16 protein-coding genes are annotated in these 18,549 nt (G+C 71.1%); 12 read left to right on the top strand and 4 right to left on the bottom strand.

Annotation, left to right across the window (positions count from 1 at the left end; genetic code table 11):
• Positions 1-27 precede the first annotated feature (27 nt).
• Positions 28-957 carry an oxidoreductase gene (locus tag ACZ60M_RS18805; protein WP_465419728.1) on the top strand — a complete coding sequence of 310 codons (930 nt, stop codon included), beginning with the start codon at positions 28-30 and terminating at the stop codon, positions 955-957.
• Between the two features lie 4 nt (positions 958-961).
• Here the strand turns inward: ACZ60M_RS18805 and ACZ60M_RS18800 are convergent, their stop codons facing one another.
• Complete coding sequence (locus tag ACZ60M_RS18800) at positions 962-1,429, bottom strand: MarR family winged helix-turn-helix transcriptional regulator (protein WP_465419727.1); 468 nt, start codon at positions 1,427-1,429, stop codon at positions 962-964.
• Between the two features lie 121 nt (positions 1,430-1,550).
• Here ACZ60M_RS18800 and ACZ60M_RS18795 point away from each other — a divergent pair, with 121 nt between their 5' ends.
• The 7 genes from ACZ60M_RS18795 to ACZ60M_RS18765 all read left to right on the top strand — a co-directional run bounded on the left by ACZ60M_RS18795 (position 1,551) and on the right by ACZ60M_RS18765 (position 10,416).
• A complete protein-coding gene (locus ACZ60M_RS18795) occupies positions 1,551-3,017 on the top strand; it encodes a class II fumarate hydratase (protein ID WP_465419725.1) in 1,467 nt (488 codons plus the stop codon).
• Positions 3,018-3,078: 61 nt separating this feature from the next.
• Positions 3,079-4,080: an MsnO8 family LLM class oxidoreductase gene (locus ACZ60M_RS18790; RefSeq protein ID WP_465419723.1), complete on the top strand. Its 1,002-nt coding sequence runs from the start codon at positions 3,079-3,081 to the stop codon at positions 4,078-4,080.
• A gap of 147 nt (positions 4,081-4,227) precedes the next feature.
• Positions 4,228-4,932: a FadR/GntR family transcriptional regulator gene (locus ACZ60M_RS18785; RefSeq protein ID WP_465419721.1), complete on the top strand. Its 705-nt coding sequence runs from the start codon at positions 4,228-4,230 to the stop codon at positions 4,930-4,932.
• A gap of 106 nt (positions 4,933-5,038) precedes the next feature.
• A complete protein-coding gene (locus tag ACZ60M_RS18780) occupies positions 5,039-6,460 on the top strand; it encodes a four-carbon acid sugar kinase family protein (protein WP_465419719.1) in 1,422 nt (473 codons plus the stop codon).
• A 44-nt stretch (positions 6,461-6,504) separates the two neighbouring features.
• A complete protein-coding gene (locus ACZ60M_RS18775) occupies positions 6,505-7,437 on the top strand; it encodes an NAD(P)-dependent oxidoreductase (protein WP_465419717.1) in 933 nt (310 codons plus the stop codon).
• 2 nt (positions 7,438-7,439) lie between these two features.
• On the top strand, positions 7,440-8,870 hold the full coding sequence (locus tag ACZ60M_RS18770) for a GntP family transporter (RefSeq protein ID WP_465419715.1): 1,431 nt from the start codon (positions 7,440-7,442) through the stop codon (positions 8,868-8,870).
• Between the two features lie 127 nt (positions 8,871-8,997).
• The gene (locus ACZ60M_RS18765; protein ID WP_465419713.1) at positions 8,998-10,416 is read left to right on the top strand and encodes a glycoside hydrolase family 43 protein; all 1,419 of its coding nucleotides are present in this window, start codon (positions 8,998-9,000) and stop codon (positions 10,414-10,416) included.
• 40 nt (positions 10,417-10,456) lie between these two features.
• Here ACZ60M_RS18765 and ACZ60M_RS18760 read toward each other — a convergent pair whose 3' ends face one another.
• Positions 10,457-11,659, bottom strand: coding sequence for an MFS transporter (locus tag ACZ60M_RS18760; RefSeq protein WP_465419711.1), 1,203 nt, complete (start codon positions 11,657-11,659; stop codon positions 10,457-10,459).
• A gap of 141 nt (positions 11,660-11,800) precedes the next feature.
• On the opposite strand from ACZ60M_RS18760, the gene rocD reads away from it, so the two are divergent.
• A complete protein-coding gene (gene rocD / locus ACZ60M_RS18755) occupies positions 11,801-13,000 on the top strand; it encodes an ornithine--oxo-acid transaminase (RefSeq protein ID WP_465419709.1) in 1,200 nt (399 codons plus the stop codon).
• Between the two features lie 15 nt (positions 13,001-13,015).
• Here the strand turns inward: rocD and ACZ60M_RS18750 are convergent, their stop codons facing one another.
• On the bottom strand, positions 13,016-14,413 hold the full coding sequence (locus tag ACZ60M_RS18750; RefSeq protein WP_465419779.1) for a short-chain fatty acyl-CoA regulator family protein: 1,398 nt from the start codon (positions 14,411-14,413) through the stop codon (positions 13,016-13,018).
• A 131-nt stretch (positions 14,414-14,544) separates the two neighbouring features.
• Here ACZ60M_RS18750 and ACZ60M_RS18745 point away from each other — a divergent pair, with 131 nt between their 5' ends.
• The 3 genes from ACZ60M_RS18745 to ACZ60M_RS18735 are packed head-to-tail and all read left to right on the top strand — an operon-like array spanning position 14,545 to position 18,064.
• Positions 14,545-16,050, top strand: coding sequence for an MmgE/PrpD family protein (locus ACZ60M_RS18745; protein WP_465419707.1), 1,506 nt, complete (start codon positions 14,545-14,547; stop codon positions 16,048-16,050).
• Positions 16,047-16,952: a methylisocitrate lyase gene (gene prpB, locus ACZ60M_RS18740; RefSeq protein WP_465419705.1), complete on the top strand. Its 906-nt coding sequence runs from the start codon at positions 16,047-16,049 to the stop codon at positions 16,950-16,952. The genes ACZ60M_RS18745 and prpB overlap by 4 nt, the downstream gene beginning before the upstream one ends.
• A complete protein-coding gene (locus tag ACZ60M_RS18735; RefSeq protein WP_465419703.1) occupies positions 16,949-18,064 on the top strand; it encodes a bifunctional 2-methylcitrate synthase/citrate synthase in 1,116 nt (371 codons plus the stop codon). The genes prpB and ACZ60M_RS18735 overlap by 4 nt, the downstream gene beginning before the upstream one ends.
• Here ACZ60M_RS18735 and ACZ60M_RS18730 read toward each other — a convergent pair.
• Positions 18,061-18,534, bottom strand: coding sequence for a hypothetical protein (locus ACZ60M_RS18730; protein ID WP_465419701.1), 474 nt, complete (start codon positions 18,532-18,534; stop codon positions 18,061-18,063). The genes ACZ60M_RS18735 and ACZ60M_RS18730 overlap by 4 nt on opposite strands.
• Positions 18,535-18,549 lie beyond the last annotated feature (15 nt).

Here is an 18,549-nt window from a genome sequence, read left to right as displayed (position 1 = left end):
CCCGCGCGAAACCGAAGGAGACACCCGATGAGCAGCAGGCAGTGGACCGTCGCCGACATGCCCGACCAGACCGGCCGCACCGTCGTCGTCACCGGCGCCAACAGCGGCCTCGGCATCGAGACCGCCCGCGCGCTGGCCGGGCGCGGCGCGCACGTGATCATGACCTCGCGTTCGGAGGCCAAGGGCCGCAAGGCCGTCGAGGACATCCGCGCCGACCACCCGCGCGCGAACCTCGAAGTGCGCACGCTCGACCTCGAAGACCTCGACTCGGTGACCGCGTTCGCCGACCGCCTGACGGCTGACAAGGCCCGCCTCGACCTCCTGGTCAACAACGCGGGCGTGATGGCCCCGCCGCGCTCGCTGAGCCCGCAGGGCCACGAGCGCCAGTTCGCCACCAACCACCTCGGGCACTTCGCGCTCACCGGGCGGCTCCTGGGCCTGCTCGAAGCGGGCCGGGACCCGCGCGTCGTCACCGTCTCCTCGCTCGCACACGGGCACGGCCGCATCCACTTCGAGGACCTGACCGGGGCCGAGAAGTACAGCTCGGTCGGCTTCTACGGGCAGTCGAAGTTCGCCAACGCCGTGTTCGGCCTCGAGCTCGACCGGCGGCTGCGCGCGGCCGGGAGCCCGGTCCGCAGCCTGCTGGCGCACCCCGGTTTCTCCGCGACCCGCCTCGTCGCGAACGGGATGAACCTGCCGGTGCGGATGATCACGAGCGTGATCATGCCGTTCGTGACCCAGTCGCAGGCGGCCGGAGCGCTGCCGCAGCTGCGCGCGGCGACCGACCCCAACGCCCGGAGCGGCCAGTACTACGGCCCCAGCGGCAAGGGCGAGCGCAAGGGCGCCCCGGTCGTCGTCGACACCATTCCCGAAGCGAAGGACCAGGACACGGCGACCCGCCTCTGGACCCTCTCAGAAGAGCTCACCGGGGTGAAGTTCCAGCTCGCGGCCGCGTAACGGTTTAAGGCGCGGTCTCGTCGAGGTGCTTGAGGATGCGGCCGGTGATGTCGCCGAGGGCCTCGAGGTCCTCGGGTGAGATCGCGTCGAGGACGAGGCGGCGGACGGCGGCCACGTGCTTGGGTGCGGCGGCGGCGATCGCCTCGCGGCCCTGGTCGGTGATGAGGACGAACGCGCCGCGCCCGTCCTCCGCGCACTCCTCGCGGGCGACGAGGCCGCGCTTGGTCATGCGGGCGATCTGGTGCGACAGGCGGCTCTGCTCGAAGTCGACGGCCTTGGCGAGCTCCTGGAAGCGCAGGCGGCCGGAGGCGTCGTCGGTGAGGGCCACGAGGATCGCGAAGTCGGGGCCGGACAGCTTGGATTCCGTCTGGAGCCGGCTGCCGAGGCGGGCGGTGAGCTTCTGGTTCAACCGCACGAAGTTGCGCCAGGACTGCTGTTCGCGCGGGCTGAGCCACTGGGTGTCGTCGTTCATGATGCCTTCATCCTACCTGGTTCTTGACACATCATCTATCACTGTTGCCGAACCTGGAGTCCGGGCGGCCGGGCAGGAATCGTGGAATCCTGGGGCGAGACGAGAGCGGGAGGCCTCCACGATGGCGAACGAGCAGTACCGGATTCGCACCCTGCCGGTGGGCACCGGCGCGACCGGAACGAGGTGGGAGACCGACTCGATGGGCCCGGTCGAGGTCCCCGCCGAGCACTACTGGGGCGCGCAGACCCAGCGCTCCCTGCACCACTTCGCGATCGGCGAGGACCGGATGCCCACGGCCGTCTACCGGGCGTTCGGGCGGGTCAAGGAAGCAGCGGCACTCGTGAACGCCGCGAACGGGCTGCTCGACCCGCTGCTGGCCGAGGCCATCGTGATCGCGGCGGGCGAGGTCGTCTCGGGGGACCTCGACGCGGAGTTCCCGCTTTCGGTGTGGCAGACCGGGTCGGGCACGCAGACGAACATGAACGTCAACGAGGTCGTCGCCAACCGCGCCAACCAGCTCCTCGGCGGGGAGATCGGCACGAAGACCCCGGTCCACCCCAACGACCACGTCAACCTGAGCCAGTCCTCGAACGACAGCTTCCCCACGGCGATGCACCTGGCGACGCTGCTGGCCCTGCGGGACCGGACGCTGCCGCAGCTCGACGCGCTGACGGCCGCGATCCGGTTCAGGGCCGAGCAGTGGGTCGACGTCGTCAAGATCGGCCGCACCCACCTGCAGGACGCGACACCGCTCACGGTGGGTCAGGAATGGTCCGGTTGGGCCGCGCAGTTGCACGACGCCCGTGCGCGCCTTGCGGACTCCCTGTCGAGCATCCACGGCCTCGCGGCCGGGGGCACGGCCGTCGGCACGGGCATCAACGCCCCCGAGGGCTTCGGCGAGGCGATCGCCGCGAAGCTCGCCGACCTCACCGGGCTGCCCCTGGTGACCGCCCCGAACAAGTTCGCGGCGCAGGCCTCGCTGGACGGCATGGTCGCGGTGAGCGCGGGCCTGCGCGGCGTCGCGGTCGCACTCATGAAGGTGGCCAACGACATGCGCTGGCTCGCCTCGGGCCCGCGCGCGGGCCTGGCGGAACTGCGCCTGCCCGCGAACGAGCCGGGTTCCTCGATCATGCCGGGGAAGGTGAACCCGACCCAGCAGGAGGCCACGCTCATGGTGTGCCTGCAGGTGATCGGCGAGGACTCCATTGTGGCTGCCGCCGGGGCGCAGGGGCACTTCGAGCTGAACACGATGCGCCCGGTCGTGATCGCCAACGTCCTCCACTCGGCCCGCATCCTCGGCGACGCCGCCGAGAAGCTCAAGGACTTCAGTGTCGAAGGGACGCAGCTCGACCGCGCGAAGATCGCTGAGCACGTCGACCGCTCGCTCATGCTCGTCACCGCCCTGAGCCCCCACATCGGCTACGACAAGGCAACCGCCATCGCCCACAAGGCCGACGAAGAGGGCTCCACCCTCCGCGAAGCCGCCCTCGCCCTCGGCGTCAGCGCCGCCGACTTCGACCGCATCGTCGACCCCGCAACCATGGTCGGCAACCCGCGAAGGGACCTCGGCCTCGAGCCGGGCCGGTGAGGCCGGGCACGATCGGGGCGGACCGTGAAACATTCGCGGCCGCGCGGGCGTTGCGCGCCATATGAGGACTCCGCAGCCCCTCCGGCTCTCGCTGCTCGACCGCGCCGTCATCGCCGAGGGCGAGACGCCCGCAGAGCGACTCCGCGACGTCGTCGGCAACGCCAAGCAGGCCGAGGACCTGGGCTTCCACCGCTACTGGGTGGCCGAGCACCACAGCGTGCCCGGCATCGCCGGTTCGGCGCCCACCGTCCTGGCTGCCGCGGTGGCGGCCGCTACTTCGCGGATCAGGGTCGGCACGGGCGGCGTGATGCTGCCCAACCACCGACCGCTGGTGGTCGCCGAGCAGTTCGGGGTCCTGGAGTCGCTGTTCGAAGGCCGTATCGACATGGGCCTGGGGCGCACCCTCGGGTTCGTCCCGGCCGTCCGCGCGGCGCTCGGCCACGACCTCGACGAGGCCGACGATTTCGACGCGCTCCTCACCGAACTCCTCGGCTACTTCACCGGCGAGCAGTCGACCCACCCCGGCGTGCGCGCCCGACCGGGCGAAGGGCTGCGCCCCGAACCGTTCGTCCTGGCGGTGGGCTCCGGAGGCGAGTACGCCGCCAAACACGGCGTGGGCCTGGTCATCGCCCCGTCCAAGGGACTCAAGGCGACCCGCGCCAAGATCGACGACTACCGGCGCGAGTTCCGGCCCTCCGCGTGGCGCTCCGAGCCGTACGTCGTCGTAGCGCAGACCGTCGCGGTCGCCGAAACCCGCGAAGCCGCCGAGGACGTGCTCCTCCCCGAGTACTGGTCGGTCGCGTTGTCGCGCACCAGAGGCGAGTTCCGACCGCTGCTGCCCCCGACCGAGATCAGGGCGGCCGCGAAGACCAGCCGCGAATCCAAATACCTCGAACAGTCGCTGGCAGGCGCGATCTACGGCACCGCCGACGAGGTGGCCCCCCGCCTGACCGACCTGGTCGAAGCCACGGGAGCAGACGAACTCCTCATCGGCACCTCGTCCCACGACCGCAAGGCCCTCTACGACTCCCACCGCCGTCTTACGGAACTCGCCGGCCTCTGACGATCGCCGCGCTGGGAGCGACGGGGTAACGCCGGGCCGCCCGAGCCGTATCGACCCGCCACGGGCTGGAGCACACTGGATGCGACCTCGTTCCACGCTGGATCGCGAACTGCCTTACGCTCGAACCACTTACCGGGAGGAGGGCCGATGGCGCGAGCGTCACGGACGCAAGAGGCGGTCGAACAGGTCCTCGACGCCATCATCGACGGCAAGCTGCGACCCGGCGAACCGCTGCCGCCCGAAGGGGTGCTCGCGGAAGAGCTGCACGTCTCGCGGCTCACGCTGCGCGAGGCCGTGCGCTTGCTCCAGGCCCAGGGCGTGATCGTCCAGGTGCCGGGCCGCCGCCACCGCGTCGCGCCCGTCGCGCAGTGGACCGGGCTCGAGGCCGTCGTGCGCCACGCCCGCAGCGCGGGGGAGCGGGAGCGGTCCTCGCTCGAACTGCTCGAAGTGCGCATGATGATCGAGACCGGCGCCGCCCAGCTCGCCGCCGAACGCCGCACCGAAACCGACCTCGACGCGATGCGCGACCTCATCGACCGCATGCGGGCCGCCCACGCCCGGACCGACGTGGCCGCGTTCGTCGCCGCCGACCTCGAGTTCCACGACGTCATCCTCCGCTCGGCCGACAACCGCATCCTCGTGGCGGCCCTCCTGCCGCTCACCACCCTGCTCGCCGAGACCCGCAGCGAGACCAGCGCCGTCGCCGAGATCCGCGAGCACGCCATCGCCGAGCACACCGCGATCGTCGACGCGCTGGCCTCCGGCGACCGCTTCGCTGCCCGGGACGCCATGGCCAGCCACATGGACCAGACCCGCGGCGACCTGCTGGAATACGTGCACTCGCGCCGCTAGACGGCGTTCTTCGTTCACCCGGATTTGACGATCCCCGATTTCCGAGGCAGGATATCTGATATCTGATACCTCGGGATCGAACCCGAGGGCGAACGAAGGAGTTCACGTGGACGTCGCGACGCTGCTCGCCTCCGTACCGGCACCCGCCGCGGTCACCGCCGCCGACGTGCGCGCCGAGACCGACCCGGCCTCCGTCCTCGTGGTCCTCGACGACGACCCCACCGGCACCCAGTCCGTCGCCGGACTCCCCGTCCTCACACGCTGGGAACCCGCCGACCTCGACTGGGCCCTCGCGACCGGGGCCAGTGCGGTCTACGTCCTCACCAACACCCGCTCCCTCGACCCCGCGACCGCCGAACAGCGCAACCGCGAGGTCGCCGCCGCCGCGCTGGCCGCCGCCGCCCGCGCCGGCAAGCGCCTCACCTTCGTCTCCCGCTCCGACTCCACCCTGCGCGGGCACTTCCCGCTCGAGACCGACGTCCTCGCCGAGACCATCGAGGCCCACGGCGGCACCCGCCCCGCGCTCACCCTCCTCGTCCCCGCCTTCCCCGACGCCGGGCGCATCACCGTCGACTCCGTCCACTACTGGGTCGTCGACGGCGAGGCCACCCCCGTCGGCGAGACCGCCTTCGCGCAGGACGCCACCTTCGGGTTCTCCTCCTCCGACCTGCGCACCTGGGTCGAGGAGAAGACCGGCGGCGCGATCCGCGCCACCGAGGTCGCCGCTCTCACCATCGGCATCATCCGCAGCGGGACCGACGCTGTCGCCGAGTTCCTTCGGGGCCTTGCGAACGGCACGGTCGTCGCGGTCGATGTGGTCGACGAGACCGACATGCGCGTCGTCGCGCTCGCCCTCCACCGCCTCGAACGCGAAGGGCGCCAAGCGCTCCTGCGCGTCGGCCCGCCCTACGTGCGGGCCCACATCGGGCAGGACATCGCCGCACCCGTCACCCGCGACCGCATCGACTCCGCCAACGACCGCGGCGGCCTCGTCGTCGTCGGCAGCCACGTCCCGCTCACCACCGCCCAGCTCGCCGCCCTCCGCGAGGCCCGCCCCGACACGGTCACGGTCGAACTCGATGTCCACCAGTTGGTTGACAGCAGGCGAGATGAGCACCTCGAAGCCCAGGCCGCCGCAGTCGCCAAAGCGCTCGAGGACGGCACCGTCATCGTCCACACCACCCGCGAACTCCTGACCGGCCGCGACGGCGACGAAAGCCTCGCCATCGCCCGCCAGGTCTCCAGCGGCGTCGTCGAACTCGTCGCCCGCGTCCTCGAACTCGCCCCGCCCCGCTTCGTCATCGCCAAGGGCGGCATCACCTCCAGCGACACCGCCTCCGAAGCGCTCCGCATCCGGCGCGCCCGCGTCGTCGGCCCCATGCTCCCGGGCATCGTGTCCCTTTGGCAGCCCGAAGGCGGACCCGCCGCCGGGATTCCGTACATCGTCTTCGCGGGGAACGTCGGCTCGACCGACTCCCTCGCGCAAGTGGTCAGCACGCTTGGCGAAGCTTGCGAGCCAAGCCATTAGAACTGTCGCCGACTAACCGTCCCCGTAAGAGATTGGAAACAGCAGTGAACAGCAACGTCGCTGTCATCGGCCTCGGCGCGATGGGCCTGCCCATGGCCGCGCGCCTCGCCGAACGCTTCGAAGTCCGAGGCTTCGACATCGCCGCCGAACGGCTCGAACTCGCCGCCGCCCAAGGCGTCACGCCCGCCGCGACGGCCGCCGAAGCCGTCGCCGGGGCCGGGACCGTGCTCGTCGCCGTCCGCACCGGCGAACAGCTCGAAGCCCTCCTCCACGGGGACAACGGCATCGCCGTCCACCTCGCACCCGGCGCCGTCGTCGTCCTCACCAGCACCGTCGGCACCGACGGTATCGCCGAGACCGCCGAACGCCTCGCCGCACAGGACGTCCACCTCGTCGACGCCCCGCTCTCCGGCGGGCCCGTGCGCGCCCGCGAAGGCGACCTCCTCATCGTCGTCGGCGCCGAACCCGCCGCCGCCGCCAAAGTCCGGCCGGTCCTCACACAGCTGTCCTCCACACTGTCCATCGTGGGCGACCGCCCCGGTGACGGCCAGGCGCTCAAGACCGTCAACCAGCTCCTGTGCGGCGTCCACATCGTCGCCGCGGCAGAGGCGCTCGCGCTGGCCGACGCCCTCGGGCTCGACCGGGAGCGCACCCTCGAAGCGCTCACCGCCGGGGCCGCGAACTCGTTCATGCTCGGCAACCGCGGCCCTCGCGCGCTCCAGGCCTACGACGAGGACGGCGCCGAAGTGCTCAGCCGCCTCGACATCTTCGTGAAGGACATGGGCATCGTCGGCAAGGCCGCGCGCAACGCGCACCTCGCCGCCCCAGTTGCGGCCGCGGCCGAACAGCTGTTCCTCCTCGGCGAGGCCCAGGGCCTCGGCGCGCTCGACGACTCCGCGGTCATCCGCGTCGTCGCCCCGTCGCTGCGGACTCCGCAAATTGACGGCTCGCAAGCTTCGCCGAAGCTGGAGGCCTAGCCATGGGATTCACCCTGCCGCTCCCCGCCCTGATCCTCGTCGGACTCGCGGGCGTCGCCCTCCTGCTCCTGCTCGTCATCAAATTCAAGATGCAGGCGTTCTACGCCCTCATCATCACCTCGATCGCCGTGGGCATCGGCGCGGGCCTGCCGCTCACCACGATCCCCGCCCAAGGCGACGAACCCGAGCAGCTCGGCGTCATCCAGGCGATCATCGCGGGCGTCGGCGGCACCCTCGGCTCCGTCGCCGTCCTCGTCGCCCTCGGCTCCATGCTCGGCAAGATCATCGAGATCTCCGGCGGCGCCGACGCGCTCGCCGGGAAGTTCACGAGCTGGCTGGGCCCCAAGCGGGTCGGCGTCGCGCTCACCGCCGCCGCCGCGATCCTCGCGATCCCCGTCTTCTTCGACGCCGGGTTCATCATCCTGATCCCGATCATCTACGCCTTCTCCAAGGCCGCCGGGCTCAACCCGATCAAGTTCGGGCTCCCCGTCGCCGGCATCATGCTCGCCGTGCACGTCGCCGTCCCGCCGCACCCGGGCATCGTCGGCGGCGCCGCCATCCTCGGCGCCGACGTCGGCTGGATCACCATCCTGTCGCTGCTCGTCTCGATCCCGCTCGCCGTCGCCGCGTACTTCCTCGGCAAGCTCTTCAACCGCCGCGAGTACTCGATGATCGCCGCCACCAAGGCCATCTTCGACAGCTTCGGCAAAGAGGACGGCCCCAAGAACGGCACCCTCGCTGACGGCGAGACCGCTCCGGGCGCCGGGACCATCCTCAGCATCATCGTGCTCCCGTTGGCGCTCATCATGGTCGGCACCACCATCGCCCCGCAGTTCGCGGCGGGCTCCTTCTGGAACGGCTTCCTGGCGATGATCGGCCAGCCGATCTTCGCGCTGGCCGTCGCCATCGGCGTCGCGATGTACGTGCTCGGCGTGCGCCGCAAGTGGTCGGCCGCGAAGCTCGGCGAGGTCATGGAGTCGGCGCTGCCCGCGGCGGCGGTCATCATCCTGGTGACCGGTGCGGGCGGCGGCTTCGGCAAGGTGCTCACCGAGTCCGGTATCGGTGCGGCCGTGGCCGACTCGCTCTCGTCGGCAGGTATCCCGGTCCTGCTCGCGGTCTTCCTCATCTCGCTGATCCTGCGCGCCGCGCAGGGCTCGGCGACGGTGGCGATCACGACCGCCGCCGGGCTCATGCTCCCGGCCGTGCAGGCGCTCGGGCTCGACCCGGTCCACCTGGCGCTCGTCGCGCTCGCGATCGGCTACGGTTCGCTGGGCCTGAGCCACGTGAACGACTCGGGCTTCTGGATCGTGACCCGCTACCTGGGCCTCTCGGTGAAGGACGGCCTCAGGGTCTGGACGCCGATGACCACGATCCTCGGCCTGCTCGGTTTCGCGATCACCGCGGGCGTGTACGCGCTCATTCCCGCGAGCTGACCGGAGGACCTCCCGCCCGGTGCCGGGGCGGGAGGTCCCTCCTTTCGTTGAATATCGAAGATATTGACTATGTCGATGTTGATTGTTACCCTTCACATCATCATTCCGGCACCTCCTTGGAGCGTCAATGTCGACACCACGCCTGTCCCGCAGAGGCCTGATCGCGGCCGCCGCGGCCGTGCCCGCCGCCGCGTTCATCCCGGCATCGCCCGCGGCCGCCCAGACCGCCTACACCGGCTACCTCATGGCCCACTTCATCGGCGAGGGCTCGGGCGGCGAGCAGATCTACCTCGCCCACTCCGACAACGGCCTGAACTGGACCGACCTCAACCGCGGCCAGATCGTCCTGCGCACCCCCATCGGCACCAAGGGCGTGCGCGACCCCATCATCGTGCGCAACACGGCCGGGAACCGCTACTGGATCGTCGCCACCGACCTCCACATCGGATCGGGCACGTCCTGGGGCGACGCGGCCAACGCGGGCAGCCGCAACCTCGTCGTGTGGGAGTCCACCGACCTGGTGAACTGGTCGATCCCGTGGCTGCTGCCGGTCGCCGCGTCCATCGGGGACGCGGGCGACGCGTGGGCCCCCGAAGCGATCTGGGACGCCTCGGCCGGGAACTTCCTGCTGTACTGGGCCACCAACTCGACCCTGAACGGCGTCAAGAAGCACCGCATCTGGAGCGCGCGCACCACCGACTTCCGCACCATCACCACGCCGCAGACGTACATCGACCTCGCGGGCACCGAAGGGCTCATCGACACCCAGATCATCGAGGCCAACACCGGCGGCTACCGCTACTACCGCGCCTCCAAGACCACCCAGATCGTCATCGAGGGCAGCAACTCGCTCACCGGCACGTGGACCCGCCTGGGCGACCTCGCGAGCCTCACCGGCGGCGGCGTCGAAGGCCCGATGTGGGCGAAGTTCAACGACCGCACCGAATGGGCGCTGTGGCTCGACCAGTACGCGACCGGCCGCGGCTACATGCCCGTGCTCACGACCAACCCCGCCGCCGTCTCCGGCTACCGCACCACGACCGGGTACAGCCTCGGTTCGAACCTGAAGCGCCACGGGTTCGTCCTCAACCTCACGCAGGCCGAGGAGACCCGGGTCCTCGACCGCTACTCGGCCCCGGTGTTCAACCGGCTGCAGTCCTACAACTACCAGGACCGCTATGTGCGCCACTACAACTTCGACGTGCGCATCGACCCGAGCGTGAGCCCCGCCCAGGACGCCCAGTTCCGGGTCGTGCCCGGCCTGGCCGCATCGAGCGCGGTCTCGTTCGAGTCGGTGAACTTCCCCGGGCACTTCCTGCGCCACGTCAACTACGACTTCGTGCTCGCTCCGAGGGAATCGGGCGGCACGTACAACGCCGACGCCACGTTCAACCGGGTCGCGGGGCTCGCGGACTCGTCGTGGAGCTCGTTCACCTCGTACAACTACCCGACCCGGTACCTCCGCCACTACGGGTACTCGCTGCGCCTCGACCCCGTGAGCACCACCCAGGAGCGGGCGGACGCGACGTTCCGCATCACCACCTGACCCGAGCCGCCCGGCGCGGGCCCCACCGCCCGCGCCGGGTTCAGCCCTTCGGTTTCCTCGCGGCGGGGGAGCACAGCAGTGCGACCGCGACGAGCACGAGCACTACGTAGAACGCGTTCCGCAGGCCCACCTGGTCGCCCATGAGGCCGATCAGCGGCGGCCCGATCAGGAAGGCGCAGTAGCCCACCGTGGCCACGACGGCGACGTTCTGCGTGGCCTTCACCGGGTCGTCCGCCGCGGCCGACATGCCGACCGGGAAGCCCAGCGAAGCGCCGACGCCCCACAGGACCGTGCCGACGACCGCCACGGGCGCGGTCGGGCCGAGGATCACCAGCAGCAGGCCCACGAGCGCCAGCAGCGCCGACCCGGCCAGCACCGGGACGCGCCCGAACCGGTCGAGGAACCAGCCGCCGAAGACCCTGCCCACGGTCATCGCGGTGACGAACACGGCGAACACGGCCGCGCCGCCGGGGTTGGAGAGGCCGTAGCCGTCGACCATCGCCAGGCCGAGCCAGTCGTTCGCGGTGCCCTCGGTGAACGCCATGCCGAGGATGATCAGCCCGATGAGCAGCACGCGCACGTCCGTCCACGCGGCCAGGCGGGTGCGCCACCCGGCCCGCTCGCCCGGCTCGGCCTCGCGCGGCTCCTCGGCGGGCTGCAGGAACTTCACGACATAGAACGAGGCCAGCAGGACCGCGACGCCTACCGCGCTCAAGTGCACCCCGGCGGCAACGCCCAGCTGCTCGGTGAGCGCGCCCAGGCCCGCGCCGAGCATCGTGCCGACGCTGAAGCCCGCGTGGAACATCGGCATCAGGGTCTTGCCGATACGCCGCTCGTTGGCCGCGCCGGAGAGGTTCATCGCCACGTCGAGCACCGAGTTGCCCGCGCCGAGGACCATGAGCGCCGCGAACAGCGCCCAGTAGGACGGCGCGAGCCCGGCGATGAGCCCGATCGCGACCAGCCCGACCGCCGTCAGGCCCAGGAACCACCGGATCGCCACGGTCGCGCCCAGGTGCGCGACCACGTGGCCCGAGGCGATGAGCCCGAGCATCGCCCCGGCCGAGAGGCCCAGGATGAGCACGCCCATCTCCTGCGTCGAGGCGCCGAGGATGTCACGCATGTTCGGGACGCGCGCGGCCCAGTTGGCGAACACGAACCCGGAGAGGGCGAACACCGCGAACACGGCGTTGCGCCAGTGCACGAGTGCCGGGTCGGTGCGGGCGTGCAGGGCGGTGCGGGTCACGGCGGTCCAATCGCGCGGCGGGGAGGGGCCGCTCCGAGCGGGCCCCGGTGCACCAGTCTGCAGCGGGGTTCGGCGTTCGACAAACGGATTCGACGCGGTGTCCGCATACTGCGGACTGGCCCTACTGCCGAAAGGGAGTCCGTGAACCGCTCGAGCGACCTGACCGCACTCGAAGCGCGCTATGGCGCGCACAACTACCACCCGCTGCCGGTCGTCATCGCCGAAGGCGACGGCGCCTGGGTCCAGGACGTCGAAGGCAACCGCTACCTCGACTGGCTCGCCGCCTACTCGGCCGTGAACTTCGGCCACCGCCACCCGCGCCTGACCGCCATCGCCCACGCCCAGCTCGACCGGCTCACCCTCGCCTCGCGCGCGTTCCACACCGACACGCTCGGCCCGTTCCTCTCCGGCCTCGCCGGACTGTGCCGCAAGGAAGCCGTGCTGCCGATGAACACCGGCGCCGAGGCGGTCGAGACCGCGATCAAGGCCGCCCGCAAATGGGGCTACAGCCGCAAGGGGATCGCCGCCGACCGGGCCCGGATCGTCGTCTTCGACGGGAACTTCCACGGCCGCACCAGCACCATCGTCGGCTTCTCGTCCGACCCGGCCTCACGCGACGGCTTCGGGCCCTTCAGCGGCGGCTTCGACCGCGTCCCGTTCGGCGACGCCGCCGCCCTCGCGGCCGCCATCGGCCCCGACACCGCCGCGGTCCTCCTCGAACCCGTGCAGGGCGAGGCCGGGGTCCTCGTCCCGCCGCCCGGCTGGCTGGCCGAGGTGCGCCGCCTGTGCGACGAGCACGGTGTCCTCATGATCGCCGACGAGATCCAGTCGGGCCTGGGCCGCACCGGCCGCACGTTCGCGTGCGACCTCGAGCACGTGACCCCGGACGTGTACCTGCTCGGGAAGGCCCTCGGCGGCGGCATCGTCCCGATCTCGGCAGTCGCCTGCGACCGCGAGGTGATGGACGTGTTCACGCCCGGCACCCACGGCTCCACGTTCGGCGGCAACCCGCTCGCCGCCGCAGTGGGCACCGAGGTCGTCGCGATGCTCGCCACCGGCGAGTGGCAGCACCGCGCCCGCGACCTCGGCAAGCACCTCGAAGGCGCCCTCGCCGCACTCGACCGCTCCACAGTGGCCGACATCAGGGTCTGCGGCCTCTGGGCGGGCGTCGACCTCGCCGAAGGCGGTCCCAGCGCGCGCGAGGTGTGCGAGCGGATGATGCGGCTCGGCGTGCTCGCCAAGGAGACCCACCAGCGGACCGTCCGCATCGCCCCGCCGCTCGTCATCACCCCCGAGGAGATCGACCAGGGCGTCGCGATCCTGGCCGAGGCCATCGGCTGAAGGCGCGAGCCCGGCTCACGCCGACGACGGGTACGGGGTGAAGCCGCTGCGGTTGTCCGTGACATCGAGCGGCCGCCCGATCGCCGGGAACGCCCGCTGCGGGCAGCCCGAGCGGTCGCACACCTTGCAGCCCGGCCCGATCGGCGTCAGCGCCGCAGGGCTCGCCAGGTCGAGCCCGTCGGCGTAGACGAGCCGGTGCGCATGGTGCAGGTCGCAGCCGAGCCCGATCGCGAACGTCTTCGCCGGGGTCCCGTACCCGCCGTACCGTCGCGTCACCGTGCGCGCCACCCACAGGTACGCCCGCCCGTCCGGCATCTGCGCGAGCTGCGTCCGGATCTCGCCCGGGTGCGCGAACGCCTCATACACGTTCCACAGGGGACAGCTGCCGCCCACGCGGGAGAAGTGGAAGTCCGTGGCCGACTGCCGCTTCGAGATGTTCCCCGCCCGGTCCACCCGCACGAAGAAGAACGGCACGCCCCGCGCGCCCGGCTTCTGCAGCGTGCTCAACCGGTGCGCGACCGTCTCGAACCCGACCCGGAACCGCCGCTGCAGCAGGTCGATGTCGTACCGCAGTTCCTCTGCGGCACTGCGGAACACGCTGTACGGCAGGATCAGCGCCCCCGCGAAGTAGTTCGCCAGGCCGATCCGCGCCAGCGCCCGCGCCTCCGGCCCCGAGAGGTCGGCGGCGGCCACGAGGCCGTCGATGAGCTCGGCGTGCCCGGCCAGCGCCAGGTGCGTGGCGAGCTGGAAGGCGCGCTGGCCGGGGGTCAGGAGCGGGGAGACGCGAAGGACGCGGCCGTCGGGGTCGAAGCGGCGCTTGGCTCCGGCCTGCTCTTTGGCGCTGAGCTGGGTGACGGTGGTGCCGTGGCGGGTGGCGAGGAGCCGGGTGAGTTCGGCGGCGAGGTCGGCGGGGTCGAGTTCGGCGGCGATCTTCTCTGCGGCGGTGTCGAGTTCGTACACGTAGTTCCGCTTGGCGTAGAACAGGTCCCGCACTTCCTCGTATGCGGTGGGCGCGGCTCCGGCGTCCAGTTCGGCGCTCATGGCAGTGTTGCGTTCGACGGCGTGGTGGTAGCGGCGGTGGAGGTCGACGACGTAGCGGGCGAGTTCGGGCATGCCTTCGGCGAGTTCGCGGGTCTGGCCGGGGGAGACCTGGTCGGCGTGGGCGGTGTCGGCGAGGGCGTCGCGCAGCTGCGCGTCGAGGCGGTCGCTCTCGGCGGCGGAGAAGCGCTGCACGTCGACGTCGAAGACCTCGGCGAGGCGCAGCAGCACCGGTCCGGTGATGGGCCGCTGGTTGGACTCCATCTGGTTCACATAGCTCGTGGAGATGCCGAGCGCGGTGGCGAGCGAGGCCTGCGTGAGCCCCTGCTCTTCGCGGAACCGGCGCAGCCGCAGCCCGACCTTGGCCGTCTTCAACGCCATGAACTGGTCCTTTCACAAGATTCACAAAATGCGGCCGATATTTCCACAAGAAACCACATGTTCAGTGCTTTCTCTAGGTAATGCGGCTGTACATACTGTGAAGATATCTGAGAAGGAGCCGCCGCATGATCGAGCACCCCGTCCGCACCCACGCCTCACGTGAACACCTGCCGCGGGAGGCGCAGCTGGCCTGGAAGCTCGCCGAGGTCGCAGTCGACCCGGTCCCCGTGGAGCCCGAGGTGGCCGAGATGATCGGCAACCGGGTCATCGACAACGCGGCCGTCGCTGCCGCGTCGCTCGCCCGCCGCCCGGTCGCGAACGCCCGCGCGCAGGCCTTCGCGCACCCGTACCGTCCCGGTGCGGCCGTGTTCGGGGCCGCGCCGGAGGTGCGCAGTTCGCCGGAGTGGGCCGCGTGGGCGAACGGGGTCGCGGTGCGCGAGTTGGACTTCCACGACACGTTCCTCGCTGCCGACTACTCGCACCCGGGCGACAACATCCCGCCGGTGCTCGCGGTCGCCCAGCACCGGGGGCTCGACGGGGCGGCGCTGGTGCGCGGCATCGCGACGGGCTACGAGGTCCAGATTGACCTGGTGCGCGCGATCTGCCTGCACGAGCACCGGATCGACCACATCGCGCACCTCGGCCCGTCGGCGGCGGCCGGGATCGGCACGCTCATGGGCCTCGACGCCGAGGTGATCTACCAGGCGATCGGCCAGGCGCTGCACACCACTACGGCCACAAGGCAGTCGCGCAAGGGCGCGATCTCGTCGTGGAAGGCGTACGCCCCGGCGTTCGCGGGCAAGGCCGCCGTCGAGGCGGTCGACCGGGCCATGCGCGGCGAGGGCGCGCCGTCCCCGATCTGGGAAGGCGAGGACGGCGTCATCGCCCGCCTCCTCAGCGGACCCGACGCCCGCTACACGGTGCCGCTGCCCGCCCCCGGCGAACCCAAGCGCGCCATCCTCGACTCCTACACGAAGGAGCACTCCGCGGAGTACCAGAGCCAGGCGCTCATCGACCTGGCCCGGCGCCTCGCGCCGCGCATCGGGGACCTCTCGCGGGTCGCGGAGGTCGTGATCCGCACGAGCCACCACACCCACAACGTGATCGGCACGGGCGCGAACGACCCGCAGAAGCTCGACCCGGGCGCGAGCCGCGAGACCCTCGACCACTCCATCATGTACATCTTCGCCGTGGCCCTCGAGGACCGCGACTGGCACCACGAGCGGTCCTACACTCCCGAACGCGCGCACCGCGAATCCACGGTGGCCCTGTGGCACAAGGTCCGCACCCTCGAAGACCAGGAGTGGACCCGCCGCTACCACGACCCGGACCCCGACAAGCGGGCCTTCGGCGGGCACGTCACGGTCGTGTTCGACGACGGGACCACGATCGACGACGAGCTCGCGGTCGCCGACGCCCACCCCCGGGGCGCGCGGCCCTTCGCCCGCGACCAGTACATCGCGAAGTTCCGCACCCTCACCGAAGGCGTCATCGACGACCGCGAACAGGACCGGTTCCTCGACCTCGCCTGCCGCCTCGACACCCTCGACGCGGCCGAGGTCCAAGCGTTGAACCTCGCCGCCCCTCCCGGCACGCTCAGCGCACCCGCGACTGGAGGGCTCTTCCGATGACGCAGCGCATCTCACCGAACCAGAAACGCCAGGCCCTGCGCGCGGGGCTCGCTTCCGGGCGCCTCCAGCGGCTCCCCGGCGCGTTCTCGCCGCTCGTGGCCCGCGCCGTCGCCGACCGCGGTTTCGAAGGGGTCTACGTCTCCGGCGCCGCGCTCGCCGCCGACCTGGCCCTGCCCGACATCGGCCTCACCACGCTCACCGAGGTCGCCGGGCGCGGCGGGCAGATCGCCCGCGCCACCGACCTGCCCACCCTCATCGACGCCGACACCGGCTTCGGCGAGGCCGCGAATGTCGCCCGCACGATCGCGGCCTTCGAGGATGCCGGACTCGCCGGATGCCACCTCGAAGACCAGGTCAACCCCAAGCGCTGCGGGCACCTCGACGGCAAAGAGGTCGTCCCCGCGGAGGTGATGCTCCAACGGGTCCGCGCGGCCGTCCAGGCCCGCACCGACCCCGATTTCGTCATCTGCGCCCGCACCGACGCCCGCGCCATCGAGGGCCTCGACGCCGCGATCGACCGCGCGAAAGCCTATGTGGACGCCGGGGCCGACATGGTCTTCCCCGAGGCCCTGCGCACCGAAGCCGAGTTCGCGGCCTTCCGCGACGCCGTCGACGTGCCGCTCCTGGCCAACATGACCGAGTTCGGCACCTCGCCGCAGCTCACCGCCCGCCAGCTCGAAGACCTCGGCTACAACCTCGTCATCTGGCCCGTCTCGAGCCTGCGCGCCGCCATGGGCGCCGTCGAAGACCTCTTCGACACCCTCGAGACCGAAGGCACCCAGGCGAAGCACGTGGAAAGCATGCAGACCCGCGCCCGCCTCTACGAACTCGTCGACTACGCCTCCTACACGGCGTTCGACCAGCAGCTCTTCGACTTCAAAATCCCCGGGAGGGACGCATGACCGACATCCGCAAGGGCCTCGCCGGAGTCGTCGCCGACACCACCGCCATCTCCGAGGTCGTGCCCGAGACGAACTCGCTCACCTATCGCGGCTACCCCGTGCAGGAACTCGCCCGCTCCTGCTCCTTCGAAGCCGTCGCGCACCTCATCTGGTACGGCGACCTGCCCGCCGCCGACGCCCTCGCCGGATTCACCGAACGCGAAGGCGCCCAACGGGAAGTCACCCGCTCCACCATCGCCGTCGTCGACCGCGTCCCCGACAACTGCCACCCGATGGACCTGCTGCGCACCGCCGTCTCCTGCCTCGGCGCCGAAGACCCCGCCGAGGACGACAACAGCCCGGCCGCCAACCGCGCCAAGGCCGAAGCGATGTTCGCCAAGCTCCCCACGATCGTCGCCCACGACTTCCGCCGCCGCCGGGGCCAGGCCCGCATCGCCCCCGACCCGTCCCTGGGCTTCGCCGAGAACTTCTTCCACATGTGCTTCGGCACCGTCCCGGCCCCGGAAGTGCTGCGCTGCTTCGAGATCTCGATGATCCTCTACGCCGAGCACAGCTTCAACGCCTCCACGTTCACCGCCCGCACCGTCGCCTCGACGCTCTCGGACATCTACTCGGCCGTCACCGCCGCCATCGGCGCGTTGAAAGGCCCGCTGCACGGCGGCGCCAACGAGGCCGTCATGCGCATGATGCTGGAGATCGAGGACCCCTCGCTGGCGCGCAGCTGGCTGCTGGAGCGCCTGGCCGCCAAGGAGAAGGTGATGGGCTTCGGGCACCGCGTCTACAAGGACGCCGACTCGCGCGTGCCGACCATGAAGGCCGCGTTCCTCGAGATGGCCGAGCTCACCGGCGGCCAGCGCTGGGTCGCGATGTACGAGGAGCTGGAGGCGGCCATGCTGGAGGCCAAGGGCATCCACCCGAACCTGGACTTCCCGGCCGGGCCCGCCTACTACCTCATGGGCTTCGACATCCCGATGTTCACGCCGCTGTTCGTCATGTCCCGCATCACCGGCTGGACCGCGCACGTCATCGAGCAGCTGGAGTCGAACGCGCTCATCCGGCCGCTGAGCGCCTACACCGGGCCCGCGCAGCGGGCGATCCCGCTGGCAGCCTAGGGGAGCAGGAGCCGGTGCGTCGGGCCGGTCCGCTCAGTGCCGGAGTAGAGATGCAGCGGCTCCTCGTTGAGCCAGGCGTACAAGCCCACGCCGAAGGCCGCGAGGCCCAGCAGGAAGGCGATGATCAGGGTCGTGCCGAGAGTGGAGGGAAGGGGGATGACGACTCCGGCCTCCTCGAGGCCGACGGCGCCGCCGAACAGGACGACCGCGGCGGCAGCGCCGATGCATGCGGCCGACCTGCACCTGTTGCGGATCTTGCGCGAAAGCGCCGTGCTGCGCACGCGCAGCAGCAGTTCCTCGTCGCACAGGTCGCAGCGCAGTTCGACGAGCTTCTTGCCGCTCGCGGGGCGGCGGATGAGGCGGGTGGTGACCAGGTAGCGGCGCTCCTCTCCGATCCAGAAGGCACCGAACGCAGGTCTGGTCCCGGTCAGATGGCCGATCCGGACGGTCAAATGCTCGCGCAAGGGCATCGCGGGCCTCCACTT

The sequence above is a fragment of the Glycomyces sp. NPDC050141 genome (genome assembly GCF_055586545.1).
This window is presented reverse-complemented; position numbering and strand designations above follow the sequence as displayed.